The organism is Magnetospirillum fulvum, assembly GCF_900108475.1.
GTDB lineage: Bacteria > Pseudomonadota > Alphaproteobacteria > Rhodospirillales > Magnetospirillaceae > Phaeospirillum > Phaeospirillum fulvum_A.
The window spans coordinates 33,891-58,735 of record NZ_FNWO01000004.1 but is presented as its reverse complement, the minus strand read 5'-3'; the positions used below and the strand labels follow the sequence as shown (position 1 = coordinate 58,735).

General features: G+C 65.5%; 22 protein-coding genes. 10 read left to right on the top strand and 12 right to left on the bottom strand.

What is annotated here, in order from left to right; all coding sequences use genetic code 11:
• Positions 1-20: 20 nt before the first annotated feature.
• Positions 21-1,262 (bottom strand): MFS transporter, encoded by a 1,242-nt coding sequence (locus BLW40_RS05830; protein WP_074766498.1) that lies wholly within the window; start codon positions 1,260-1,262, stop codon positions 21-23.
• A gap of 407 nt (positions 1,263-1,669) precedes the next feature.
• Here BLW40_RS05830 and BLW40_RS05825 point away from each other — a divergent pair, with 407 nt between their 5' ends.
• From BLW40_RS05825 to BLW40_RS05800, 6 genes are all read left to right on the top strand, one after another.
• Positions 1,670-2,980, top strand: coding sequence for a DEAD/DEAH box helicase (locus BLW40_RS05825; RefSeq protein WP_074766496.1), 1,311 nt, complete (start codon positions 1,670-1,672; stop codon positions 2,978-2,980).
• Between the two features lie 150 nt (positions 2,981-3,130).
• Positions 3,131-3,541: a bacteriohemerythrin gene (locus BLW40_RS05820; protein ID WP_074766494.1), complete on the top strand. Its 411-nt coding sequence runs from the start codon at positions 3,131-3,133 to the stop codon at positions 3,539-3,541.
• Positions 3,542-3,611: 70 nt separating this feature from the next.
• A complete protein-coding gene (locus tag BLW40_RS05815; RefSeq protein WP_074766491.1) occupies positions 3,612-4,022 on the top strand; it encodes a bacteriohemerythrin in 411 nt (136 codons plus the stop codon).
• A 124-nt stretch (positions 4,023-4,146) separates the two neighbouring features.
• Complete coding sequence (locus BLW40_RS05810) at positions 4,147-4,848, top strand: class I SAM-dependent methyltransferase (RefSeq protein WP_074766489.1); 702 nt, start codon at positions 4,147-4,149, stop codon at positions 4,846-4,848.
• Positions 4,845-6,449 carry a hypothetical protein gene (locus BLW40_RS05805; protein ID WP_074766487.1) on the top strand — a complete coding sequence of 535 codons (1,605 nt, stop codon included), beginning with the start codon at positions 4,845-4,847 and terminating at the stop codon, positions 6,447-6,449. Before BLW40_RS05810 ends, BLW40_RS05805 begins: the two co-directional genes overlap by 4 nt.
• 97 nt (positions 6,450-6,546) lie before the next feature.
• Positions 6,547-7,932, top strand: coding sequence for a class II 3-deoxy-7-phosphoheptulonate synthase (locus BLW40_RS05800; protein WP_074766484.1), 1,386 nt, complete (start codon positions 6,547-6,549; stop codon positions 7,930-7,932).
• Between the two features lie 57 nt (positions 7,933-7,989).
• Here BLW40_RS05800 and BLW40_RS05795 read toward each other — a convergent pair whose 3' ends face one another.
• The 9 genes from BLW40_RS05795 to BLW40_RS05755 form a co-directional block, all read right to left on the bottom strand.
• On the bottom strand, positions 7,990-8,739 hold the full coding sequence (locus BLW40_RS05795; RefSeq protein ID WP_074766482.1) for a response regulator: 750 nt from the start codon (positions 8,737-8,739) through the stop codon (positions 7,990-7,992).
• 8 nt (positions 8,740-8,747) lie between these two features.
• Positions 8,748-9,365: a hypothetical protein gene (locus BLW40_RS05790; protein ID WP_074766479.1), complete on the bottom strand. Its 618-nt coding sequence runs from the start codon at positions 9,363-9,365 to the stop codon at positions 8,748-8,750.
• A 287-nt stretch (positions 9,366-9,652) separates the two neighbouring features.
• The gene (locus tag BLW40_RS05785; protein ID WP_139305511.1) at positions 9,653-12,982 is read right to left on the bottom strand and encodes a hypothetical protein; all 3,330 of its coding nucleotides are present in this window, start codon (positions 12,980-12,982) and stop codon (positions 9,653-9,655) included.
• Positions 12,983-13,048: 66 nt separating this feature from the next.
• Complete coding sequence (locus tag BLW40_RS05780) at positions 13,049-13,696, bottom strand: protein phosphatase CheZ (protein WP_074766475.1); 648 nt, start codon at positions 13,694-13,696, stop codon at positions 13,049-13,051.
• Positions 13,697-13,716: 20 nt separating this feature from the next.
• Positions 13,717-14,103, bottom strand: coding sequence for a response regulator (locus BLW40_RS05775; RefSeq protein WP_002726590.1), 387 nt, complete (start codon positions 14,101-14,103; stop codon positions 13,717-13,719).
• A 119-nt stretch (positions 14,104-14,222) separates the two neighbouring features.
• Positions 14,223-14,963, bottom strand: coding sequence for a MotE family protein (locus tag BLW40_RS05770; RefSeq protein WP_083386645.1), 741 nt, complete (start codon positions 14,961-14,963; stop codon positions 14,223-14,225).
• 10 nt (positions 14,964-14,973) lie between these two features.
• Positions 14,974-15,519 (bottom strand): DUF6468 domain-containing protein, encoded by a 546-nt coding sequence (locus BLW40_RS05765; RefSeq protein WP_083386644.1) that lies wholly within the window; start codon positions 15,517-15,519, stop codon positions 14,974-14,976.
• A 6-nt stretch (positions 15,520-15,525) separates the two neighbouring features.
• Positions 15,526-16,722 (bottom strand): flagellar motor switch protein FliM, encoded by a 1,197-nt coding sequence (gene fliM, locus BLW40_RS05760; RefSeq protein WP_074766473.1) that lies wholly within the window; start codon positions 16,720-16,722, stop codon positions 15,526-15,528.
• Between the two features lie 61 nt (positions 16,723-16,783).
• A complete protein-coding gene (locus BLW40_RS05755) occupies positions 16,784-17,332 on the bottom strand; it encodes a flagellar basal body-associated FliL family protein (RefSeq protein WP_074766471.1) in 549 nt (182 codons plus the stop codon).
• A gap of 285 nt (positions 17,333-17,617) precedes the next feature.
• Between BLW40_RS05755 and flgF the strand changes: the two genes are divergently transcribed.
• Genes flgF through flgH form a run of 4 tightly spaced genes read left to right on the top strand, consistent with a single transcriptional unit; the run spans position 17,618 to position 20,974 of the window.
• Entirely contained in the window at positions 17,618-18,358 is a 741-nt protein-coding gene (flgF, locus tag BLW40_RS05750; RefSeq protein ID WP_074766469.1) for a flagellar basal-body rod protein FlgF, read from the top strand.
• Between the two features lie 31 nt (positions 18,359-18,389).
• Entirely contained in the window at positions 18,390-19,175 is a 786-nt protein-coding gene (gene flgG, locus BLW40_RS05745; RefSeq protein WP_074766467.1) for a flagellar basal-body rod protein FlgG, read from the top strand.
• 12 nt (positions 19,176-19,187) lie between these two features.
• Complete coding sequence (gene flgA / locus BLW40_RS05740; protein WP_074766465.1) at positions 19,188-20,180, top strand: flagellar basal body P-ring formation chaperone FlgA; 993 nt, start codon at positions 19,188-19,190, stop codon at positions 20,178-20,180.
• 29 nt (positions 20,181-20,209) lie between these two features.
• The gene (gene flgH / locus BLW40_RS05735) at positions 20,210-20,974 is read left to right on the top strand and encodes a flagellar basal body L-ring protein FlgH (protein ID WP_074766463.1); all 765 of its coding nucleotides are present in this window, start codon (positions 20,210-20,212) and stop codon (positions 20,972-20,974) included.
• 70 nt (positions 20,975-21,044) lie between these two features.
• On the opposite strand, the gene BLW40_RS05730 is transcribed toward flgH, so the two are convergent.
• Together BLW40_RS05730 and BLW40_RS05725 are read right to left on the bottom strand one after the other, a co-directional pair.
• Entirely contained in the window at positions 21,045-21,722 is a 678-nt protein-coding gene (locus BLW40_RS05730) for a response regulator (protein WP_074766461.1), read from the bottom strand.
• A complete protein-coding gene (locus BLW40_RS05725; protein ID WP_139305510.1) occupies positions 21,719-24,805 on the bottom strand; it encodes a response regulator in 3,087 nt (1,028 codons plus the stop codon). Before BLW40_RS05725 ends, BLW40_RS05730 begins: the two co-directional genes overlap by 4 nt.
• Between the last annotated feature and the right edge of the window lie 40 nt (positions 24,806-24,845).

Here is a 24,845-nt window from a genome sequence, read left to right as displayed (position 1 = left end):
CGGATCAAACGCACATTGCTTTAACCCCGCGACAGCACCCGCAGCCGCAACGCCGCCACCAGGGCCAGCCCGTGCAGGACCAGCAGGAACAGCGCCACCCAGCTCCACCCGCCAGCGGCCCAGAACCAGCCACCCGCCGAGCCGACGACGCTGGAGCCGACATAATAGGCCAGCAGATAGAGCGACGAGGCGTGCCCCTTGGCCCCCACCGCGATACGACCGACCCAGCCGCTGGCGACGGCATGGGTCAGGAAGAACCCGATTGTCAGCAAGATCAGACCGGCAACCATCGTCACCAATCCCTCGGGCAGGGTGAGGGCGATTCCGGCAACGGTGATCAGCACCCCGGCGGGCAACACGGCGCGGCGGCCAAAGCGCTCGGTCAGCCCTCCGGCGGCCGAGGAACTGAAAATCCCGAAGATATAAACAAAGAAGATCATCCCCAGCGTGCCCTGCCCCATCTCGTAAGGCGGCGCGGTGAGGCGGAAGCCGATGTAATTGAACACCGCGACGAAACAGCCCATCGACAGGAAGCTCATCGCGAACAGCCAGCGCATCGACGGCACGGCCAGATGGCCGATCCAGGCCGACAGGTGGTAGCGCAGGTCGAAGCCGGGATGGGGCGAGAAATTGCGCGAGCGCGGCAGCAGCACCAAAAAGCCGATCGCGGCGGCCAGACCGGTCAGCCCGATCCCGCCCAGGGCGATCCGCCAGGAAAACGCTTCGACCAGATGGCCGGTGATGACGCGGCCCAGCATCCCGCCTAACGCCGTCCCGGCGATATAGAGTCCCATCGCCCGCCCCAGCCCGCGCGATTCGATCTCTTCGGCAAGATAAGCCATCGCCACCGCCGGAACGCCCCCCAGCGCCAGCCCTTCGAGGGCGCGCAGCACCAGCAACACGGTCCAGTCCTGCACCAGGGCGACGGCGATGTTGAGGGCCGACGCCACCACCAGCGAGCCGAACATCAGCCCGCGCCGCGCGCCCAACCCCTCGGACAAGGCGGCGGCGCACAGGATCGCCAGCGCCAGCAGACTGGTCGAGAGCGACAGCGCCAGCGAACTGTGCGCCGGACTGACCCCGAACTCGGCGGCAAACTCGGGCAGCATCGGCTGGACGCAATACAGCAGCGAAAAGGTGGCGAACCCGGCCAGAAACAAAGCGATGGTGACCCGGCGGTAGTCCGGGCTGCCCAAACGAATGCCGCGCGGCGGCGACGCACCGGCGGCGGCGGGGAAAACCGGTTCGGGGGGATGGGTCATTGCGGGGGGCCTTTCTCTGCCATCCATCTAACGCGGCCCGCCGCGCTTTTCCAAGCCCGGAGCATTCGGCCCGACCGCGAGCCTGGGTTGGGAAAACCGCATGTCGGCGGCCGCGCCGTCGATTGTCAGGCTTTTATTGACATCGGACCGGGAATGGCGCACGGTGCGGGCTGCCTGGACGATCCGCGTTCAGTCCGCTCGCGACAGCGCGCTACGGTTATGGCCTGATCCGGTCAACCCAATCGTCCCGAGCCATTTTTCCCTTGCCATGATGACCGTCCGGTCGCGCGTCCGGAAGGTGCCCCGATCGGGCCTCGCTGTTCTGCGTGGCCTATCTCGCCGTCTTTCGCCGGGCCGTTCAGGCTCCTGGGCGAAGCCGACGGTTCGTCTGCAAAGAAAGAGAGTTCATGACCCTTTTTTCCGATCTCGGTCTCGCCGAACCCCTGCTTAAGGCTCTGGCGACCGAGGGATACACCACGCCCACCCCGATCCAGGAACAGTCGATCCCCCACCTGCTGGCCGGGCACGACGTTCTGGGTCTGGCCCAGACCGGCACCGGCAAGACCGCATCCTTTGCCCTTCCGCTGTTGCAGCGCCTTGAGCAGTTCAAGAAGCGCGCGATGCCGAAGAGCACCCGGGTGCTGGTGCTGACCCCCACCCGCGAACTGGCGGTTCAGGTTGGACAAAGCTTCCGCACCTATGGCAGCCAGTATCGGCTGCGCCACGCTTTGGTGTTCGGCGGCGTCGGCATGATCCCGCAGATCAAGACGATGGCGGGCGGCGTCGATATCCTGGTCGCCACCCCCGGCCGCCTGCTCGATCTGATGAGCCAGGACGCCATCCGCCTCGATTCGGTCGAAGCCCTGGTGCTCGACGAAGCCGACCGGATGCTCGACATGGGCTTCATCCAGCCGATCCGCAAGATCGTCGCCGCGATGCCGAAATCGCGCCAGACCGTCTTGTTCTCGGCCACCATGCCCGACAGCATCGTCGGTCTGGCCGAAAGCGTGCTGCACCGCCCGATCCGGGTCGAAGTCGCCCCGGTCTCCTCGACCGCCGACAAGATCGACCAGAAGGTGATGTTCGTCGATCGCGAGAACAAGCGCACCCTGCTCACCGAGATCCTGGCCGGCAACGATGTCGGTCGCGCCCTGGTCTTCACCCGCACCAAGCACGGCGCCAACCGCGTCGCCGAAATGCTGGACAAGGCCGGGATCAGCGCCGACGCGATCCATGGCAACAAGTCGCAGGGAGCCCGTCAGAAGGCCCTGGCCGACTTCCGCGACGGCAAGATCAAGGCGCTGGTCGCCACCGACATCGCCGCGCGCGGCATTGATGTCGATGGCATCACCCATGTGCTGAATTACGAGCTTCCGAACGAACCGGAAAGCTATGTCCACCGCATCGGCCGCACCGCCCGCGCCGGAGCCAGCGGCATCGCCGTGTCGCTGTGCGACGCCGACGAAGTCGCCTATCTGCGCGCGATCGAAAAGACGATCCGCCAGTCGGTGCCGGTCGATGAGGCCCACGCCTACCACGCCGCCCACATCGCCCAGCGCGGCGCGGGTGGTGGCGGACGCGGCCGTCCCCAGCAGGCTCCGGGCCGTCGCCCCAGCCAGGGCCAGGGCCGTCCCGCCGCCCGCACCGGCAGCGGTAGCGGTCACGGCAACAGCGGCAAGCCCGCTGCGGCTCGTGCCGGTGGCGGCCATCGCGGCTAGCCTCCCGGTTCAAGACAAAGTCTGACGATTGATGCAGGGGAAGCGGGCAACCGCTTCCCCTGTTTCGTTGCCCTACCCATAGGGCAGGGGTAGTCAGTCACGGCGATTGCGATCACAGTACGCCCAAGACCCAAGGGGTAGAGGCGGACCATGTTTCGTTCAGTGTGGAAATCGGCGTATGAAACCGGGCACCCCCGGATCGATTTCGAGCACCGCATTTTCCTGGATCTGATTCTTCAGATCGAAACCGATCTTTCTGAAAACGCTCCGCCAGATCAGATCGAACGACGCATTGTCGAATTGTACAAATACACCGACTTTCATTTTTTCAGCGAAGAAAGCATCATGATTGATGTCGCCTTCCCTGACCTCGACGCCCACCGGCGCAATCACGAATTGCTGCTGGGGGAATTGCGCAGCTTTACCGGGCCGCTCTCGATCGAGACCCTGCGGAAAAAAGATATCGTCGGGTTCCTGATCGAGTGGTTTTCCTTCCATACCGCAGGCGAAGATATTCGACTGGCGGTTTATGTCCGCGAGTCCGCGTCAAAGGCGACGTGACCCCTGGTCAGACACGCCGATTCGGACCAAACTTCCCAGATCGAGGAAAGACCGGTCAGGGAGCGGAGCAATGTTTCGCGCGGAATGGAAACCGGCTTATGAAACCGGGCATCAGAGAATCGATTTCGAGCACCGCATCTTTCTCGATCTGATCATCCAGATCGAGGCGGAGCTGACCGCCGACGCCCCGATCGAAAAGATCGGCCGCAGGCTGACCGAACTTTACAAATATGCCGACTTTCACTTCTACAGTGAAGAAAGCATCATGATCGACCTGTCTTTTCCGGGGATCGAGGAACACCGGAAAATTCACACCGCCCTGCTTGAGGAACTGAGCCGCTTCATTCTGTCGATGTCGATCGACCTGATCCGGCAGAACGATCTGATCGGCTTCCTGGTCCATTGGTTCTCCAACCACACCACCCGCGAAGACATCAAGATCGCCGACTTCACCCGCGCCCGGATCGAGCAACAGGGGTAGCAGGCGGCGGATCAAGTTACTTTCGGGACTTGTCCCCCCGCACCCCCGCCCGGCCTTGCCCTCCGCCGCGCTCTCCGCTACACCCGAGAGGCCGGGACCATGGCTGGAGAGGGGGACGGACAGGGTGGACGAGCGCGCACCGGGGTTCTACGACACTTACGCGAGCTACAAGGGCTATCGGACGCCGAATATCGACGCCAAGTTGATCCGCCGCTTCGATGCCGACATCTGGCATCCGGCCCAATGCGCGGCGGACATGTCGTTCCTCGAAATCGGCTGCGGCACCGGGGAGTTTCTCGGTTACCTCGAGGCCAAGGGCGTCGCGCGCCGGATCGGCATCGACCACGACCCCGCCCTGGCCGACATCGTGCCTGCCGCGGTCCGCGCCGATTTTCGCCATGGCGACGCGCTGGCGCTGCTGAACGGGTCGGCCGAAGGACCGTTCGACCGGGTGGTCCTGCTCGACGTGCTGGAGCATTTCAGCCCCGACGAGGCCCGGACCCTGCTGGAGACGATCCGCCCCCGTCTCACCACCGCCGGAAAGATCGTGCTGAAGGTGCCCAACGCCGCCAGCCCGTGGGGATTGAGCTATCAGTTCGGCGATCTGACCCACCGCACTCCCTTCTCGGCCCAATCCTTGCGCCAATTAGCCGATTCGGCTGGGTTTTCCGCCGTAATCCGGCCCCAGCGGCAAGGGTCGCGCCGCCGCCGCTTTACCGACGCCGTGGTGAACCGAGTCCTGGCCTGGGCTGTGCTGACGCCGCCCGAGGTATGGAGCGCCAATCTTTACGCCATCCTGACCCCCCGGACGGAGCCCCGCCGATGATCCCCCGCCGGTTCTCCCGCGATACGCTGGTGCTGCTGATCCTGCCGATTCTGTTCGTCGCCGTGCTGTTTGCGATGCGGACGGTCAGCCTGCCGCTGTGGCAGCAATTCAACCTCGACCCCGATTATTATTACCTGCTGAACGGGCTGCGGCTGGTCGAGGGGCTGGCGCCCACCGATGTCAGCCATCCCGGCACCCCGATCCAGGTGTTCGTCGCCCTGGTGCTGCGGCTGATGCATCCGACCGATCCGGCCCTGGCGGTGGTGGCCGCGGTTCTGGCCGACCCCGAAGGCCATCTGCTGACGATCACCACTTTTCTCTATCCGCTGGTCGGGCTGGCCCTGGCCGGGCTGGGGTTGGCCTTTCGCCGCGCTACCGGATCGCTTTCGGCCGGGCTGCTGGCCCAAAGCGCGCCGTTCCTGTCGATGATCGTGCCCAAATTCGCCCTGCACCCCAAGCCCGAGGCGTTCCTGATCATCGCCGCCGCTCTGGTGCTGATCGCCACCCTGCCCCTGCTGCGACCCGAGCCGAGGCGCGACCGTCAGGCGCTGTGGCTGGGGTTGGCGATCGGGTTCGCGATCGCCTGCAAGCTTCAGGCGCTGACCCTGGGGCTGGTGCCGCTGTTCCTGCTCGACCGCCGCCGTCTGGTTCTGCTGGCGCTGGCCGTCCCCGCCGCCTTCCTGCTGTTTACCCTGCCCGCCTGGCCTTCGGCCGACATCTGGATCGGCTGGGTCAGCAAGATGGTGCTGCATAGCGGAGCCTATGGCGGCGGTGCCGCCACCGTGATCGACCCCGCCCGCTATCCCCGCGCCATCGTCGCCCTGTTCGGCTCGAAGCTGATCTTTACCGCCGTGTTCGTCGCCTCGCTGGCGGCGCTGATCGCCGCGCTGCGCCGCCGCCGCTTCGATCCCCGCTCCCGCCTGCTGGCCGGACTGGTGCTGGCCCAGCTTTTCACCGTACTGATCGTCGCCAAGCAATCGGCGGCGCATTACATGCTGCCCGCGCTGATGCTGACCGGCCCGGCGCTGGGGCTGCTGTTCCTGATCTCGGCCGAGACGGCGCGGCCGCTGTGGCACCGGCGCGGCTGGGCGGCGCTGGGTCTGGCGCTGGTGGCGCTGACCATCCCGGCGCTGCGCACCCAGACCGCCGAGTTGGCGCGCTGGACCCGCGCGGCGCAATCCTTCGACACCAGCCGCTTTGCCGCCTGTGCCAAGATCGATTACGACACCGCCTCGTCGCTGCCCTATGCCCTGCTGCGGGGCGATCTCAACGCCCAGGGGCGCTATTCGCCGCATCTGGCCCGGCTGATGCCCGCCGACACCTACGCCTGGTTCGTCAACGACCACACCTGGTGGTCGCACGGTTTCATGCATTGGACCCGCCGCCTCGACATCGCGACCGAGACCGCCGCCTATCCCTGTCTGGTATTTCGCGGCAGCCAACCCTATATGGCGATTCCGATGGCCGAGCGGGAGATTCCCGGCTTCCGCCTCGACGATCGCTGCGAGATCGGCGACGAAACCGTCTTCACGATGGGCGTCACCTGCGCGGGGGACCGGGTGGGCGAGCGCCGGGCGGAGACAGACTCTCCCCCGCGTTGACCGGAACAGAAGACGGCAGACTGGAAAAGTTGTCCCTCACGTCGTATAGAGAACGCTTTCCGTTTCGCGGTCGCGAAAACCAGGAGACAAAGCTTCCATGGCCGAACGTTGGTCGCCCGGCAGTTGGCGGGCAAAGCCGATCCATCAGGTTCCCACCTATCCCGACGCGGCCGCTCTGGCCGAGGTCGAACGGACGCTGGCCGATTATCCGCCGCTGGTGTTTGCCGGTGAGGCGCGGCGGCTGAAAGCGACGCTGGCCCAGGTCGCCGAAGGGCGGGGTTTTCTGCTCCAGGGCGGCGATTGCGCCGAAAGCTTTGTCGAGTTCCGCGCCAACACCATCCGCGACACCTTCCGGGTGCTGTTGCAGATGGCGGTGGTGCTGACCTATGGCGCGGCGATGCCGGTGGTCAAGGTGGGGCGGATGGCCGGGCAGTTCGCCAAGCCGCGTTCGGCCGACACCGAGACGATCGACGGAATCACCCTGCCCAGCTATCGCGGCGACAACATCAACGGCATCGACTTCACGCCCGAATCGCGGATTCCCGATCCGCAGCGGATGGTGCGGGCCTACAACCAGTCGGCCGCGACGCTGAACCTGCTGCGCGCCTTTGCCCAGGGCGGCTATGCCGACCTGCACACGGTGCATCAATGGACCTTGGATTGCGTCGCCGGAACCTTGCAGGCGGCGCGGTATCAGGATTTGTGCGCCCGCCTGGGTGAGACGCTCGCGTTCATGGAAGCCTGTGGGCTGACCTCGGACTCGGCTCCGCAGATTCGCGAGACCGACTTCTTCACCTCGCACGAAGCGCTGCTGCTGCCCTATGAAGAGGCGCTGACCCGGATCGATTCGACCTCGGGCGAATGGTACGATTGTTCGGCTCACATGCTGTGGATCGGCGAGCGGACCCGCCAGCTTGACGCCGCCCATGTCGAGTTCCTGCGCGGCGTGCGCAACCCGATCGGCTTCAAGATCGGCCCCGGCATCGCTCCCGACGATCTGCTCGCCCTGATCGAGCGGCTTGACCCCGCCAACGAACCGGGCCGTCTGACCCTGATCGTCCGGATGGGTGCGGCCCAGGTCGAAGCCAAGCTGCCCGCCTTGATCCGCGCCGTCCAGCGCGAAGGCCGCAAGGTGGTGTGGTCGTGCGACCCGATGCACGCCAACACGGTCAAGGCGGCGACCGGCTTCAAGACCCGGCTGTTCGATTCGATTCTGGCCGAGGTCCGCGCCTTCTTCGCCGTCCACAAATCCGAAGGCTCGCACGCGGGCGGCGTCCATTTCGAGATGACCGGCCAGGATGTCACCGAATGCGTCGGCGGCATGACCGCGATTACCGAGGCGCGGTTGGGCGACCGTTATCACACCCACTGCGACCCCCGCCTCAACGCCACCCAGGCGCTGGAGCTGGCTTTCCTGATCGCCGAGCAGCTTAAGGACGACCGGGCCACCGCCCGCGTTCTCGCCCACGCCCGGGCGCGCTGATCCCAGGCTGTTTTTCCAAAAAAAAGGCGGTGAAGCCGATATGCTTCACCGCCTTTTTCATGCCGGATCGGGGGGACCGCCACCTGGCTCGGCCGCCTCCAAAGCCTCGACCAACGTGGCAAGCGAGACCTCCCACAGCGCAGGCACCCGTTCGACCAGAGCGGCCAGAACGGCAGCATCCTGCCTCCGCGCCGTACTCTCGATTTCGCGGCACAGCGCCGACAGTGGATGAAGATGGAGACTGGCGGCGGCTCCGGCCATCCGATGCGCCGTCGCGGCCACCTCGCTCGTCTTGCCTGCGGCGGCCAGGGCGAGCAACCGGTCGAGATCAGCCCCGGACGACCGGCGGAACAGGTCAGCCAGAGCGATCATCCGCTCGCGCCCGAGAAGGGTCAGATCGAGGTCGAGGTCGGATCGCGCCACCAGACCGGACAATCCGGACGGCGGAGCGACGGTCAGGAACGGGGCGATCTGCTCGACCCGGAACGGCTTGACCAGACAGCCCCGGAGTCCGGCCCGGCGCCAACGCGGTTCGTCCTCGGGGATCAGGGTCGCGGTGAGCAGCAGCATCGGCGGCGGCGATCCGAGCGCGGCATGGATCGCGGCGGCGGTTTCGATCCCGTCCATCCCCGGCATCCGCATGTCGAGCAGGATCAGGTCGAAGCAAGCGGCGCGGACGGCGGCGAGCGCCGCCAGCCCGTCCTCGGCGGTGACGACGCTGTACCCGCTGCGGTCGAGCAGATCGGCGGCGACGGTCCGGTTGACCTCGTTATCATCGACGACCAGGATCCGGGTCCGGGCGGCCATCGCGGCGCTCAGGGCCGCGTCGCGGGAATCGGCCCCAGGCTCTGCATCCAGCGCTCGACCGCGACGGCGGGCGGATCGCGAAATCCGGCGGCAGCCAGCCGGGCCAGCGCCGGAGAGGCCAGCAATTGCTCGACCGGCACCTTCAGGCACTGGGCGTAGCTTGGTGCCAGGGTGCTTTCGTAATCGCCGGTATTGATGTCGTAGCGGCCGCCGAAATTGCCGATCGGAAAGCCATCGGCGGTAAAGGCGTCGATGCCACAGCCAACCTGAAGGCGGGAATTCGGCTTCGACCACAGGCCCTGGCCATACAGACGAACGACGATCTGGGGCCGGAGCGAGGCATCGTTGAGTTCGACCCGCGCAAACGCCTTCGACAGCACCGCCCGCGCCGCCTGGGCCAGCGCGGTTCCGTCCTTGACCGTTCCCTCCTCGGTCTGCAACCGGGTGGCCTGCACCGTCAATTTGCGGTCGAGGTCGCCCTGACCGGCGAAAATCATCACCCGCGCCGCAAGCGGCGGCGAAACACCGGGCACCGGGGCGAGCCGGACCGCTTCGGGCGGCGGCAAGGCAGGGCCGCAGCCGGACAGCAGCAAGCCCAAGGCGATGAGTCCAGCATATCGGAACATCGGTTCCCCCCTCCTCTCTAATTCGTCTCCCGTGAAAAAGTCCCTCGCTGTCGCGAGGTGTACTTTTTCCCGTTGGATTAAAAGGAGAAAAATGGGCTAGGGGCGGCCCAGCGCCCATTTTTCGTGTTGTCTGTTTCACCAGCCTCCGAAGCCGTGGGCGTCGCCCATCGGCCTCGGAGGGAACCAAATCCATCCCCGCGCGGGAAGCTTGATTGAGCACGGGGATTCTTTTTGAACCGGGGAAAAGTACACTGAGGCCAAAGGCCGAAGGACTTTTTCACGACCGACTAATTCATCGAGGACAGGCCCTCGGCCTTCACCCGGTTCTTCCAATCGCCCATGAAGGTCTGGAATTCCTCGACCTGCTTCACCTTGTCGCCGATCCGACGATAATCGGCAATGCCGCGTTCTGGCTCGCTGGTCAGCAGGTCGAACGCCTCGCGCAGGTCGGTCTTGGCCATCAGATCGCCGAAGGTGCGGCGCAACCGGGCCAGCCCGCGCTCGTCATGGCCCAGCGTCATCGCGGTCGCGGTATCGAGCACCCGGCGCGCCATCTTGGGGTCGAGCGGACGGTTCCCCAGCGGCTTCTCGATCGTGCTTTCCATCGCCGCGACGGCCTCGGGCCATTTCTTCAGGCGCCAATTGATCTCGCCGCGCAGACGGCGGGCCTCTTCGCTCTGATCGTTGATGATGAGGGCCAGCGCCTCGGCGGAGCGGCCGAGATCGTCCAGGGACTGAACCCGCAGATAGCGCCGCTGCGAGGCCAGATCGGTCGGGATGTCGGGGCCTTCGCTGAGGTCGAGCGCCTCAAGCGCCAGACCGGGCTTGCGGTCGGACAGGTTGAGGAAGGCCAGCCGTGTCCCCACCCGGACCTTGTCCAGCCCGGACAGGCGGAACTCGACCTGATGGCGCAGCAGGTCGCCCGCCCGCTCCAGCAGATCGACCGAGGCGAGCCGGTCGGCCAGACGGCGGATCATCTCGTCGCCCTTAGCCCCCGAGGGGGTCAGTTCCTGGAACTCGTCGTAAAGGCCGATCGCGGTGACCGGGGGCAGCTTGTCGGCCTCGCCGTCGAGGAACAGACGGGCGAACGCCTCGCTCATCATCTCCATCACCTTGGGGATGTCGGGATGGTCGGGATAGTTCGAGGCGAGCAGATGCATGCTGCGCAGCCCCTCGCCATAGCGCTTGGCCTCGACCTGCAACTGGCTGATCCGCTTCATCAACTGGAACTCGAAATCCTCGCCGCGCCAGGCGAAGCGCATCTTTTCCAGTTCGGCGATCGCCTCAAGCGGGGTGATCTTGCCCAGCTTCAGCATCAGCTCGACCCGGTCGCGGGTGGCATAGGCGCGGTCGGGGCGGCTGTCGCTGGCCTCGGCATCGCGGAAGCGGGTGATCGCCTGCTCGTATTGCTTCCCGGCGACCGAGGCCAGACCGCCCAGATAAGACAGCCGCCCGATATCGCGGCGTTGCAGGCCCGGCCCCATCATCGCATCAATGATCCGGTTGGCGCCTCGCCCGTCGCCCGCCCCGGCCACGGTGCGGGCGGCGACCTCGCCCAATTCCATCCGCAGCGTGCGCGGCCAGCCCTTGATCTCCTCGGGGGCAAGCCGCAGCGTCAGGGCCTGACGGGCCGGGTCGGGCTGAGAGCGGGCATTCGCCGCCGCCAGGAACAACTGGACGCGGGGATCGTCCTTCAAGGCGGGGATCGACAGATCGGCAATCGCCTCGGCATCGTGACGAGCCAGGAAATTGGCCGCACCGCGCGCCGCCCGAAACGCCGGAGTCTCGACCATCGCCGGATCGGCGGCGGCAAGCAGGCGCAGTTCGCCCAACGCCTCGGGCGCGAAGCCGTTGGCGAGGTAATGACGGGCGATTTCCAACCGTTGCAGATTGCGGTCGTTGGGCCGCAGCATCGTCATCCGCCGCAACAGCTTGCGCCGGTCGGCGACGAAACTGTCATTGCCGCCCCGCATCCATTTGGTGATGTCGAGCGGGCCGGTCACCTGGGGGGCATCGGCATCGACGACCGGACTCTCGGCCCCGGTGGGTTCGGGTTCGGACGGCGGCGGCGGGGTCAGATACAGCCCGCCCGGCATCGCCACCTCGACCTGGGCCTTCATCGGGTCGAGCCGGACCCCGTCGGCATGGCCCACTGCGGCGACACCCTGGGCGGTGGGCAGCAATTCGACGCCGGGATAATCGCGCCCGGCGCGGACGCCCAGCCCGATCGTCGGCACCGTCACCACCTGGATGGTGTCGCCGACCTCGGGATCGCGCAGCAGCAGCGGCTGCGACCCATCGGCGGCGGCGATGGTCAGGCGGCCGCGATCCTGGAAATCCATCTGCGCCGACACGGCGGCGGCAAGCTTAGGCAGCAGCGGCTGTTCGTGGATGTCGAGCACCCACAATTGCCCTTCCTTGCGGACCGAGGGGTTGAAGCCCGGCAGGGTCAGCATCCGCACCGCCGTTCCCTTCACCCCTTGAATCTGCTCGACATGCAAGACGACGTCACCGCCGGTGCGCTTCAGCAGCTTGGTATCAATCTCGGCCTTGAGGTCGAACACCGCCCACAACCACCCGCCACGGCGGAACACGGCGGCCCCGGTCGGCTTGTCGAACGAGAAACCGAGACTGACCATCTTGCCCGCCGGAGCGGGCGGTTGCGGCGCGATCGTTTCGTCGAGGTTGGCCAGCGGCGGCGGTGCCTGCGGAGCCGACGGCGGCGGCGGGGCGGCGGCGGGAACGAGCGGCTTTAGCGCCGGAGGCTGGTCGGCGCTGCCCGGCGCGGGAGCCAGCGGCGGCGGCGGAGCGCCATTGACGCGGGGCGGCGGCGGCGTCCCGGCGGGACGGACCAGATCGAGCGCGACGCGGGGACCGCTGGCGAAATGGCGGACCCGCATTCCCGGCGGCAACGACAGCACCACCGCAGTTCCCTTCCCCGCCGGACGGGTTTCGAGAAAGCCGACATCGGGTGGCAGCGCGGCCCGGAGCGAGGTGACATTGAGGTTGGCCGGACGGTCGAAGGCAACCGTCACCTTGTCGCCCGCTTCCTCGACCGTATAGCCAACCGTCTTGGGCCAGTCGAACACCAGCCGGTTAAAGCCGGTATGTTCGCCGCCGCGCACCATCAGTTCGGTGGCGGGAACGGAGGGACTTGCGGCCGGAGCCGGAGCCGGGGCAACAGGCGCGGGCGGCGCGACCGTCGCGGTCGCGGCCAGCGGCCGGGCGGGGGGAGGAGCGGCGGTGGGAGCAGGCGCAACCGGGGTCGGCGGCGGCGACTTGTCCTCGCTCAGGTCGATCACCACCGCATTGCCGCTGCGCAGCGTCTTGATCTGGACCGGACCGGTCAGGGGAAAGGTCGCGGTGGTGCGATCGGGGCTGAGCGTCGCCCCCTTCAGATAGCGCGACAGCGGTTTGACCACCGCCTTGGGATCGCCCGCGATCGGCTTGTCGAAGCGGACCACCAATCGGCCATCGACCTGCTCGGCGGTGAAGCCGACCGGACCGTCCCAATCGAACACCATCCGGCCATAGCCGTCATGGGCGGCGGCGCGGGGAGTGGACGCGCCCTGGGCAAAAGCGGGCGATACCGCCGCGCACGCGATCAGAAGCGCCAACACCCCCCACCGCATCCGGAATGACCGCAGGGTCTGGTTCGATCGGGGCGAATCCGCCATGAGAGGCTAGTCGAAACTGGCCAGCAGCGCGTCGATATCGGCCTGATTGGCGGCAGCGGCGGGAAGCTGCGGGCCGTTGAGGAGATCCTGATCGCTGGGCGGCGTCTCGGACTTGTCCTTGGCGACGCCTTCTTTTTCGTATTCGGCACCGAACATCTTCACCAGCCCCTCGACCCGGTCCTCGATATCCTTCAAGGCCTTGACGACCTTGGTGATCCGCTGGCCGGTGATGTCCTGGAAGGTACAGGCCTCGTAGATCCGGGTGGTGATGTCGGCCAGTTTCTCGGCCGCCTCGGAATCGAGCGAAGCCGTCACCGTTTCCAGACTTTCGGCGGCATCCATGATTTCGTTGGTGGCGGCCTCGGTCGCGCCCACGATGGCGTCGAGTTCGTCGGTGGCCGACGCGATGAAGCGGTGCTTGATGTCGCCGGGGCGAAGTGCTGCGATTTCCTCGCGCGCGGCGTGGATGTACTGGGCCAGCGACTCAACCTCGCGATAGAGGCGGAGGTCGCCAGCGCTGATGTCGCCAGCGATCGAATCGAGCAGAGAGCGAACAACCTCGCCGATCTGGTCGATATGGACGGTGTCGCCGTGTTCGCGGCGGATCACCTCTAGACGCAACTCAAGGTCGCGGTCGACGCCCTTGCCTGACATGACGCGACCTCCTGCTATCGTCAGAAATCACCCAGAACGCTGGTCATCTTGTTCTTCAGCGTTTCCGCGTTGAACGGCTTGACGATGTAGTTGGAGACACCGGCTTCCTTGGCGGCGATCACGTTTTCCGACTTGGATTCGGCGGTGACCATGATGAAAGGAACCGGCTTCAGCTTGGGATCGGCGCGAACTTCACGCAGAAGCTGCAATCCGGTCATCGGCTCCATGTTCCAGTCGGAAATGACCAGACCATAAGTCCCGACCCGGAGCATCTGGAGCGCCATCGCGCCATCGGTGGCTTCATCGACGTTGTTGAAACCAAGCTGCTTGAGCAGGTTCCGAATGATCCGCAACATCGTCTTGTAATCGTCCACGATGAGGACGTTCATATTCTTATCGACAGCCATCCATCCGCTCCTTCGAGACACACTCGCCAGAAACCGAGCAACCGGGACACTAGCGAATATACTTAGTTAAGATAGGCCCATACACCTGCGCAAGCCATTTTTGCGCTATCCGCATCCACTTACCCCCCCGAAGCCCCCTTCGGCGCTGGCATCTGGCGACGTTGCGCCAGTTCGGAGGTCACACCTTTTGCCTTCATCGGGTCCATCTCGGCCATGATCGGAGCGACCTTCTGCTCCTTCATCCGCTCGACCACTTCAAGCAGGATGCTCATATCGAGCTGCTCGAAGATCTTGGCGGCTTCCTTCGGCTTCATATTCTCATATATTTTGACCAGAGACCGCATCTTGTTGTCTTCCTGGTCATTATATTGGCGCAAAAGCCCCTCGATCGTGCTCTGAAGGGTCTTCATTTCGGCGACCTTGCGGTCGATCTGACTTTCGGCGGCGCGCAGCATTTCCTCGCGCCGCTCGACGTCGCGCTCGCGAGAATCGATCACCGCCCGGCGTTCCCGCAACTTTTCCAGCACATCCATCTCGGTCTGGGTCCGCCCCTCGGCCGCGGCATCGCCTCCAGCGGCGGGCGCGGGAGCGGGGGTTGCGGCCGGAGCCGAAGCCGGAGTCGCGGCGGCGGGCGCGGCGGGCCGGGGCGGCTGCTGCGCCTGCAACTCGGCGACCGACACCGCGCCTAATCCCAGGCCGGTCAGGCCCATGAACAGGTCGGTGACCCGTACCGACAGCATCAGGACGCCAAAGAAGATCAGGACGGGCAGAACCCGCACGATCGGAGCACGTCCCCCGCCCGCATCGACACCGGGCCCGGCCCCGCGCGGCATCCCCTTTGAATTGGCTTTCAGTGCCATGACGCTGTTTTCACCTCATCGCCTGAAGCGCGCGCAACAATTCACGCTCGGCTTCCGACCGTTCATCGTCAAGCCCGTATTCCGCCGTGGCAGAGGCCTGGGCTACCGCAGCCTGTTGCGCCGACCGACCCGGCGCCGCCGGGCGCCCGGAGGCCATCGCCGGGCCGGAGGCCGGAGCGCGGGACGCGGCAGCCGCTTCGGCTCCGCTGGCCCCGCTTCGCGTCGTACCCTCGGCCCGGGCCGACCGGACGGCGTTTTCCAGCCGGTTGGCCATCGTATCGGCCCGCTCAATCATAAAGGCGAGATCGTCGCGCAAGGACTGGGCCTTCTCCACCCGCTCCTGAAGCGAGTGCCCCGCTTCATCGGCCGCTTTGCGCAATTTGGGGATTGAGGATTCCGCGCGCAAGGTGGCTTCGTTAAAGCCGATGATGGTTCGGGCCAGATCGTCGCGGTTTTTGCGTAAGGCCGCCAGCCGCGAATTGAGTCGGGTGGCATAGGCGATGGTGGCCACCATCAGCACCGAAACGACAATATCGAGAAGCACTTTCCAGTCCACGACCGATTACCCCTTGTCACGCCGGCTGGTTTCATCGACCCGGATCGCGATGTGCTGCCCCTTGCGTCCCATCCGTCCCCGGAACATCCCGACCTGACCGCAGCGCATTTCGACCTGCGAATCCGGGGTAGCGTTCAGCATGTGCTTCGAGCCGGGCTTCCAGGCCAGGACGTCGCGCAAATTCATCACCTGCTGGTCCAGCACCGCCTCCAACTCGACCTCGGTCATCCACAATTCTTCGGCCAAGTGGGTTTCCCAGATCGAATCGCGGCCGAACTTTTCGCCCATGAACATCTGGAGCAGCAACTCGCGCACCGGTTCGAGGGTGGCGTAGGGCAGCAGCAATTCAAGCCGCCCACCGCGATCCTCCATGTCGATCCGCAGCTTGGCGACGATCGCGGCATTGCTGGGACGCGAGATGGTGGCGAAGCGCGGATTGGTCTCCAGCCGGTCGAAGCGGAACGTCACCGGCGATAGCGGGTCGAACGCCGCCGACAGGTCGGACAGCACGACATGAACCATCCGCTCGACCAGATTGCGTTCGATCGTGGTGTAGGGGCGACCTTCGATTCGCATCGCGGCGGTGCCGCGCCGTCCGCCCAGCAACACATCGACGATCGAGTAGATCAGCGAGGAATCGACGGTCAGCAGGCCGAAATTGTCCCATTCCTCGGCCTTGAACACCGCCAGCATCGCCGGGAGCGGGATCGAGTTGAGGTAATCGCCGAAGCGCAGCGACAAGATGTTGTCGAGCGAGACTTCGACGTTGTCCGAGGTGAAGTTACGCATCGAGGTCGACATCATGCGCACCAGCCGGTCGAAGACGACTTCGAGCATCGGCAGGCGTTCATAGGACACCAGGGCGCTGTTGAGGATCGCCTGGATACCCGACTTGTCGCCGCCCCCGGCGCCATCCTCGTCAAAGCCCAGCAGCGAGTCGATTTCGTCCTGGTTCAGCACCCGGGTGCCGTCGCGGGCCACCGCAGCGGTGGCCTCGCCCTCGCCCTCGCCGCCGCCGGCTCCCAGCATCGCCTCCCACTCGTCGGCCATCGCGTCGCCGCCGCCGCCCTCGGCCGCAGCATCGGCCGCAGCAGGAGCGGCACCGCCCGCCGCCTCCTCCTCGGCCATGGCGGCCCATTCCTTCATCAGGGCCTCTTCTTCTTCGGCGCTGCGGCCCTGGCCGCCTTCATCCTGATTTGTCATGTGAGGAATATCCCGCCGACCGCTCGTGGACCCGTTTCCCGCCGGAAAGACCGGCCGCCGATCACTGGACCAGCATTTCCTTGAACAGGACGTCGCTGACCTTGACCGGCTTGACCGCGGCATTGACCCGGGTCAGCAATTCCTCGCGCAGCAGGTTCATCCCCGACGCGCCCTGAAGGTCTTCGATCCGCAATTCTCGCAAATAGACCTGAAAATAATCGACGATACGCGGCATCATCTGTTCGACCCGGGGCTGGTCGGCGACGGATTCAAGCTCGAGCGCGACCCGCAGCTTCAAGAACGCCTGCTTGCGCCCCGAGGTCTGGAGATTGACCAGCATCTCGGGCAGATCCATGAAGGCGGCGGCCTGTACCGCCTTGGCGACCGGTGGCGGCGGCGCCGAGGATTCGGCCACCGGCTCTTCCTTGTGGCCGCCCAGCAATCCGTCGAGCAGCCCCGAGAAATACACACCAGCCCCGCCGCCGATCAGCAGCAGCAGCGGCAGGACGATCAGCAGGATCTTTTTCATCCCGCCTTTGCCCTGGGATGAGTCCGCACCGCCATCGGCACCGTCATTGTCGTCGAAATCTTCTTCCAGATCTTCGGTCATCGCTCTCTTCCGACGTCGGCAGGACGGGGCTGGCGGGAAACGGCCTTCGCGTGTTCGTGGCGAAAGGCTAGCCCCGCGGCGGTTAAGATAAGGTTGCGGACCCCGCGCAAAGTCGCGGGGTCCGCCACGATAGCAACCGAGGCGGTGCCCGGCAATAACTGCCCGGCAAGCCCTGCCCCGATCCCGGCTTTTTTCCGGCGATTTCAGCCCTTTCCGCCCAATTTCACGTCTGGCATGGCTTCTGCATGGAAGGCGACGTAGCGTTCCGCCACCGGGTATCAGACCATGCAGAACACATCGTACATTGCCCTGTCCCGCCAAGCCGCCCTGTGGCGTCAGCTCGACGTCGTCGCCAACAACATGGCGAACGCCAATACCCCCGCCTTCAAGGGCGAGGAAATGATGTTCCGCGAATATCTGATCCCGACCCGGTCGAGCGAGCGGGCTTTGGGCGGCAAGTTGTCGTTCGTCCAGGACGTCTCGGTGCTGCGCGACACCCGCGAAGGACCGCTGACCAAGACCGACAATCCGCTTGATTTCGCGCTGCACGGCGACGGTTTCTTCGAGATCGAGACCGAAGCCGGGATGCGCTATGGCCGCAACGGCCATTTCCGCCTCGACCAGACCGGCATGCTGGTCAATTCGCAAGGCTTCGCGGTGATGGACGAGCGCGACCAGCCGATCATCTTCGCCCCCAACGAAACCCGGATCGAAGTCGCCAGCGACGGCACCATCTCCACCGAGAACGGCCGGGTGACCAAGCTGAAGGTGGTCAAGTTCGCCAACGACCAGGACATGCGCAACGTCGGCGATTCGCTCTACGACACCACCCAGACTCCCGAGACGGTCGAACGCCCGGTGATCGTCCAGGGGATGATGGAGGAATCCAACGTCCAGCCGGTGGTCGAGATGACCAAAATGACTCAGATCCTGCGCGACTATCAGGGTGTGCAGAAGATGTTGGACAACGAACACGAGCGCCAGTTGAAGGCGATCTCGACCCTGTCAAACGCCAAGTCGGCTTGACCGGACCGAACTGAGGGGAAGGGTTTCCACCATGCGCTCTCTGAACATCGCCGCCACCGGAATGCTGGCCCAGCAAACCAACGTCGAAGTAATCTCGAACAACATCGCCAACATGAACACGACCGCCTATACCCGACGGCGGCCGGAATTCTCGGACCTGCTGTACCAGAACCTGCGCCGGGTCGGCTCGCAATCGTCGGATACCGGTACGATCGTGCCGACCGGCGTCCAGCTTGGCCTCGGCGTCAAGACCACCGCCGTCTATCGCATCACCGAGCAGGGCAGCGTCCAGAGCACCGACAACAGTCTCGACCTCGCCATTCAGGGTAAGGGCTATTTCCAGATCAAGCTGCCGTCGGGCGAAACCGCCTATACCCGCGACGGTTCGTTCCAGCTTTCCCCCGACGGCATCATCGTCACCCACGAGGGCTATACCGTCCAGCCGCAGATCACCGTCCCCTCGGACGCGGTCAGCGTCACCGTCGATTCGACCGGTCAGGTCATCATCAAGCAGGACGGCCAGGTCTCCAGCACGGTCAAGGGCCAGTTGACCCTGGCCAATTTCGCCAACGATGCCGGTCTGGAAGCGCGCGGCGACAATCTGTTCATGGAAACCCCCGCCTCGGGCCAGCCGATCGTCCAGACCCCGGGCAAGCCGGGCTTTGGCAGCGTGCTTCAGGGCTATCTGGAGACCTCGAACGTCAACGTCGTCTCCGAGGTCACCAACCTGATCAGTGCCCAGCGCGCCTATGAAATGAACTCCAAGGTGATTCAGGCATCCGACGAGATGCTGAGCACCATCAACCAGATGAAATAAGCGAGGCCCGTCATGACCAGCCTTCGCCCCGTCCGCCGTCTCGCCGCTCTGGCCCTGTTCGCCGCCCTCGTTTGCGGCCTGCCTGCCGCCGCCGCCGAACCGGCCGTACCGGCGCTGCCGCCCCAGCTTCGCCCCTCGGTGACCCTGGAAGGCGACGTGATCCGCCTCGGCGATCTGTGGGAGAATGCCGGGGACAAGGCCGAGGTTCCGCTGGCACGGGCTCCCGAGCCGGGCAAGCACATCACCCTCGAAGCCCGCTGGCTGGCCGCCGTCGCCAATGCCTACGCCCTCGACTGGCGTCCCGCCACCCCGTTCGACCGCTCCACCGTCGAACGCGCCGGGCGCGCCATCGACATCCGCGCCGTCGAAACCGAACTGCGCGAGGCGCTGGCCCTTGAGGGCGCGCCCAAAGGCGCCACGGTCGAACTGGCCAATCGCGGCTCGCTTAAAATTCTCGTCCCGGCCAATGCCGACCAGACGATCGGTATCCGCGACCTCAATTACGACCCGCGGATGAACCGCTTCTCGGCGGTGGTCGAGGTTCCGGCCGGGGCCGCCAACGCCTCCCGCTTCAAGATCAACGGGTCGGTGTTCGCCTCGACCCGGATTCCGGTGCTGGCCCATGCGATGGGGCGCGGCGAGGTGATCTCGGAAAACGACATCGAATGGGTCGATGTCCGCGAGGAAACGGTCCGCCGCGACATCGTCACCAATCTGCGCCAGGTGATCGGGCAAGAGCCGCGCTATCCCTTGCGCGCCGGTGCCCCGATCCGCACCGCCGAAATCCAAAAGCCCATCTCCGTTGCCAGAAACAGCGCCGTCACCATCATCGTCCGCACCCCCTTCATGGTGCTGAGCGCGCAAGGCCGCGCCTCCGAGGACGGCAGCGTCGGCGACGTGATCCGGGTGACCAACAGTCAAAGCAAGCAGATCGTGGACGCCCGGGTCGAAGGACCGGGGCAGGTATCGGTGATCACGGCGGGCCAGCGCGCCCAGGCCTATTGATCCGACGACCGTCGCGGAGGTAATTGATCATGACCCGCCACATCACCCTATCCCGTCTGGCCCGCCTCGGCCTCAGCCTGGCGACGATCGGCAGCATGTCGGCCTGCAACACCCTGACCCGGATGTCCGAAGTCGGCTCGGGGCCGGAAATCTCGCGGATCGAGAACCCGACCCAGAAGCAAGGCTATCAGCCGATCAGCATGCCGATGCCCCAGCCGGTCGCGCCGCCCCAGAACGCCAACTCACTGTGGCGGCCAGGCGCGCGGGCCTTCTTCAAGGATCAGCGGGCCAAGGATGTCGGCGACATCCTCACCGTCGCGGTCACGATCGCCGACAACGCCTCGCTTAGCAGCGTGCTCAACAACAACCGCACCAGTTCGGAAAGCGCCCAGTTGAACAATCTGGCCGGGTTCGAGACCAGTCTGGCCAAGCTGCTGCCCAGCGGGGCCAACCTCGCCAGCCTCGCCGACCTGGGGGCCACCTCGGTCGCCCTCAACAACGGCAAGACCGAACGCTCGGAAACGATCAACGTCACGATGGCGGCGGTGATTACCCAGGTGCTGCCCAACGGCAATCTGGTGATCTCGGGACGCCAGGAATTCCGGGTCAATTACGAAATGCGCGAATTGTCGATCCAGGGGATCATCCGGCCCGAGGACATCAGTTCGTCGAACAGCATCTCCTCGGAAAAAATTGCCGAGGCCCGGGTCTATTACGGCGGCCGCGGCATGGTCAGCGACATCACCCAGCCGCGCTGGGGCCAGGAGATCTTCGACATCGTCTTCCCGTTCTGATCCCGGCTGTCTTATTACCAAGCGGCACGGATCGGAACCGGTCCGTGCCGGCCCTCATTTGGAAAAGGCTCTAGACCAGACAAATCTCCGCCGGGGCGATGCCGATCGATTCGAGTTCGATCAAACGGGCGATCAGCCGCTCGGTGAGCGGGATGTCCTTTCCGACCAGCACCTCGCCGGTTTTGGCGGTGAAATCGGCGGCCAGCACATCCTTCGGCTGGGCGTCGGCCAGCTTGACCCGACGTCCGGGGCACTCCCCCTCGGTCGCGGAGGGGCTTAGCAGGGTCGAGCAGACGCGCGACAGGTCGATCCCCTCGTAATAAGAGGGCTTTTTCACCGGACTGCGTTTCCCGGCCAGATGCTTGAGCCGGGTCGCCAGCGTCACGATCGAAACCGGCTTGACGATAAAGCCATCGACATCGAGCGACAGGGCGGCCTGGACCAGTGCCACGTCGGAATGACCGGTCAGCATCAGCACCGGCATGTCGTTGGGAACCTTGGCCGCCCCCCGGCGGATTTCCTTCAGGAAGGTCAGCCCGTCCATTCGCGGCATGTTGAAGTCGCACAGAACCAGACCGATCTCGGGATTTGCCGCCAGTTGGAACAGACCATAGCTGCCGTCGCCCGCCTCGATCGCATCGAACGGCAGGATCAGACGGGTGACGATCGAGCGCAGGAACTTCTCGTCATCGACCACCAGGAACTGCTTCCCCTTGAAGCGGGCCAGGATTTCGGCGTCAGTAATCATTGGCCCCCTCGAGGACTAGACGTGAAATTTCCGGCGGCGACAAAGCGTTGCACCTCGGCGAACGCCGCCCCGGCCGCCGTCACCCGCGCGCCAAGGGCGGGCCATTTTTCCTTGTCCGCCCGCATCTCAATTTCGGCAAGGATATCGCCCAGACGGGGACACGCGGCGTTGCGCGCGGCCCCCTTGGCGGCGTGGGCGGTGGCACGCAAGGCGGCCCGGTCGCGCCCGGCGACCGCCTGATCGAGCCGTTCGTTCAATTCGCCGAAAGCTTCGACGAAGAAGGCCAGAATCTCGGCGAACACTTCGGCATCGGCATCGCCCAGAATCTCGGTCAGACCGGCGAGATTGACCGGAGCGGGGGTATCCTCCTCCGCCGCCGCCGTCTCGGCCTCGGGCACGGGAGGAGCGGCGGCAGGTTCTTCTTCTGCGACCGTCCCCACCGCAGGCAGATAGGATTCGAGCAGCGCGGCCAGCCGGTCGAGCGACACCGGCTTGGACAGATAATCGTCCATCCCGGCCTCGCGGCAGCGCATCGCGTCTTCCTCCATCGCGTTGGCGGTCAGGGCGATAATCGGAAGGTGAGCCGCCGTTCCGGTCTCGGCGGCGCGAATACGCCGGGTCAGATCGTAGCCGTCGAGGCGCGGCATCGAGCAATCGGACAGCAGCAGACCGAACCGGGTGGCGGCCAGCGCCTCCCAGGCGGCCTCGCCGTCCTCGGCCATCTCGAAGGCATGGCCGAGACGGGTCAACTGGCGACCGATCACCAGACGGTTGGTTGGATTGTCCTCGGCGACCAGGATCAGGCGGCCACAGGCCAGCGCCTCGTCGCGGGTCAATTGCGGGGTCGCCTGGGTCGGCGGCGGCGCGGTTTCGGGTTCGACCGGATTTTCGAGATTGAGCACCCGGCGGACCTGACGCAGCATAACGAATTCGCGCGCGGGCTTGATCAGGGTCAGACCGTCCCACTCGTCGCCGCTGGGCGGCTCGGTCAGCGCGGCAACCAGCACACGGCTTCCGCCCACCCGTCCGACCAGCGCGGGTGTCAGCAGCGGCGCATCAATGATCGCCAGCGCGACCGGCCCCGCCTCGATCGCGGCCAACGCGGCGTCGCCATCGGCGGCGGCGACCACCTCGGCCCCGTGACTGGTCAAAATACCCGCGATATGCTCGCGGCTTTCGGCCAGATCGTCCAGCACCAGAATCCGCTGCCCGCGCAGGCTTTGCGGCGGCGGGGCGGGAAGGGCGCACTGATCGAGCGGCAGGTCGAACCAGAACGTCGAGCCCTTGCCATGGACACTGGTCACCCCGATCGCCCCGCCCATCAGATTGACCAGACGGTGGCAGATCGACAGCCCCAGGCCGGTCCCGCCGAACTGGCGGGTGGTCGAGGCGTCGGCCTGACTGAACGGCTGAAACAGCCGCGTCATCTGCTCGTCGGTGAGGCCGATCCCGGTATCGGTGACCTCGAAGCGGGCGACTCTTCGGTCGCCGCCGCCGCCGCACCCATCGGCCGAGATGCGGATTACCACCGCACCTTGCGAGGTGAATTTGACGGCATTACCCAGCAAATTGAGCAATATCTGGCGCAGCCGCACCGGATCGCCGATCCACAGCAAGGGAACGCCGGGAGCGGCACACCACGCCAGTTCGATCCCGGTCTCCTTGGCCCGAGGGGCGACGATCTCGACCGCGCTTTCGACCAGATCGCGGATATCGACCTCGACCCGCTCCAGGGTCATCTGGCCGGACTCGATCTTCGAAAAATCAAGGATATCGTTGATGATCGTCAGCAGGGTCGATGACGATTCGCGGACGATCTTGACCATGTCGGCCTGATCCTCGTTGAGCGCGGTCAAAGACAGCATCTCCAGCATGCCCTGGATGCCGTTCATCGGGGTGCGGATTTCGTGGCTCATCACGGCAAGGAACATCGACTTGGCCTGGGTGGCCTTTTCGGCGACGTCCTTGGCGGCGAGCAGATTCGCCTCGGCGCGCTTGCGGTCGGTGATATCGACCACCCCGATCAGCACGCAGCGCTGGTCGTCGATCTCCAGCACCTGCCCCGACACCAGCGCCCAGAAGCGCTCGCCATAGCCGGTGTCGAGCATCGTCACATATCCCTCGACGAAGCCGCCATTGCACAGATTGTCGATAAAGGCGGCGCTGGCCTCCGCCCCCATGAAACCTTCCAGCGTCACCGCCCCGGTGCTGCCGGATTCAAACAATTCCGAAGCCCGGCGGTTGGCGCGGATCATCTCGCCGCCCGGCAGGCGGGCCAGGATCATCGCCAGCGGCGCGGCGTCGAAGAAGCGACGGAGCGTCTCGTCGGCCTTGCGCCGTTCCGTCAGGTCGGAGATGCCGACCAGCACGCAGCGCTCCTCTTCCCAGGTCACCGTCTGGCCGGACAAGGCGGCGGGCAGGACTTCGCCATAGGCGGTGCTGAGGTCGAGTTCGAACTGCTCGACATACCCGCCCTCGCCCAAATGGCGCAGGAAGGACTTCCACTCCTTGGCGCCGACGATGCTGTCCATCCCCAGCCCCTCGCTCGAGCGGCCGACCGTGAACAATTCGTTGGCGCGGCGGCTGGCGCGAATGATGTTGCCGCTTTCGCCATTGATCAGGAAGAAGGGCTGGGGCACCGCGTTAAACACCCGCTCCAGCCCGTCTTCGGCCATCCGCTGGGCGGTCACGTCCTTTACCCACACCAGTTCGGCGTCGGTATCGTTGAAGGTTGTCGATTCGATGGTGATCTCGGCCCACAGGATCGGGCGGTGCAGACTGCGCATCTCGGCAAGGCAGTCGCGCACCGGGTCGAGCCGCAAAGCAGCGCTGAACAACCGGTCATGGAGATCGACGCGCTTGAACAGGTTGCGCAGCATGCCCCCGGTCAGCGTCACCCGGTCGAGCCCGACCAGCGTCCCGATCGCCTGATTGGCATAAAGGATGCGGTTGTCGCGGTCGCAGATCACGATGCCCAGCGGGCAGGTGTCGAGCAGCCGCATCATGCCCAGACGCCGTAGCCCCGATTGTCCCCGCAATCCGGGCGGAGCGACCGGCCCAGTTGGCGATGCCTTGGCGCTCACCGAACGATCCCTCCGCACTGTTTCCCGGTCGGGGGGCGAA

Bases quoted from the DNA above. Each gene is read 5' to 3' on its own strand.
- flgH (WP_074766463.1), top strand. From the start codon at position 20,210: ATGACCCGCCACATCACCCTATCCCGTCTGGCCCGCCTCGGCCTCAGC.
- flgG (WP_074766467.1), top strand. From the start codon at position 18,390: ATGCGCTCTCTGAACATCGCCGCCACCGGAATGCTGGCCCAGCAAACC.
- BLW40_RS05795 (WP_074766482.1), bottom strand. From the start codon at position 8,739: ATGGCCGCCCGGACCCGGATCCTGGTCGTCGATGATAACGAGGTCAAC.
- flgA (WP_074766465.1), top strand. From the start codon at position 19,188: ATGACCAGCCTTCGCCCCGTCCGCCGTCTCGCCGCTCTGGCCCTGTTC.
- BLW40_RS05780 (WP_074766475.1), bottom strand. From the start codon at position 13,696: ATGTCAGGCAAGGGCGTCGACCGCGACCTTGAGTTGCGTCTAGAGGTG.
- BLW40_RS05755 (WP_074766471.1), bottom strand. From the start codon at position 17,332: ATGACCGAAGATCTGGAAGAAGATTTCGACGACAATGACGGTGCCGAT.
- BLW40_RS05770 (WP_083386645.1), bottom strand. From the start codon at position 14,963: ATGGCACTGAAAGCCAATTCAAAGGGGATGCCGCGCGGGGCCGGGCCC.
- BLW40_RS05775 (WP_002726590.1), bottom strand. From the start codon at position 14,103: ATGGCTGTCGATAAGAATATGAACGTCCTCATCGTGGACGATTACAAG.
- BLW40_RS05815 (WP_074766491.1), top strand. From the start codon at position 3,612: ATGTTTCGCGCGGAATGGAAACCGGCTTATGAAACCGGGCATCAGAGA.
- fliM (WP_074766473.1), bottom strand. From the start codon at position 16,722: ATGACAAATCAGGATGAAGGCGGCCAGGGCCGCAGCGCCGAAGAAGAA.
- BLW40_RS05825 (WP_074766496.1), top strand. From the start codon at position 1,670: ATGACCCTTTTTTCCGATCTCGGTCTCGCCGAACCCCTGCTTAAGGCT.
- BLW40_RS05790 (WP_074766479.1), bottom strand. From the start codon at position 9,365: ATGTTCCGATATGCTGGACTCATCGCCTTGGGCTTGCTGCTGTCCGGC.
- flgF (WP_074766469.1), top strand. From the start codon at position 17,618: ATGCAGAACACATCGTACATTGCCCTGTCCCGCCAAGCCGCCCTGTGG.
- BLW40_RS05800 (WP_074766484.1), top strand. From the start codon at position 6,547: ATGGCCGAACGTTGGTCGCCCGGCAGTTGGCGGGCAAAGCCGATCCAT.
- BLW40_RS05730 (WP_074766461.1), bottom strand. From the start codon at position 21,722: ATGATTACTGACGCCGAAATCCTGGCCCGCTTCAAGGGGAAGCAGTTC.
- BLW40_RS05820 (WP_074766494.1), top strand. From the start codon at position 3,131: ATGTTTCGTTCAGTGTGGAAATCGGCGTATGAAACCGGGCACCCCCGG.
- BLW40_RS05830 (WP_074766498.1), bottom strand. From the start codon at position 1,262: ATGACCCATCCCCCCGAACCGGTTTTCCCCGCCGCCGCCGGTGCGTCG.
- BLW40_RS05805 (WP_074766487.1), top strand. From the start codon at position 4,845: ATGATCCCCCGCCGGTTCTCCCGCGATACGCTGGTGCTGCTGATCCTG.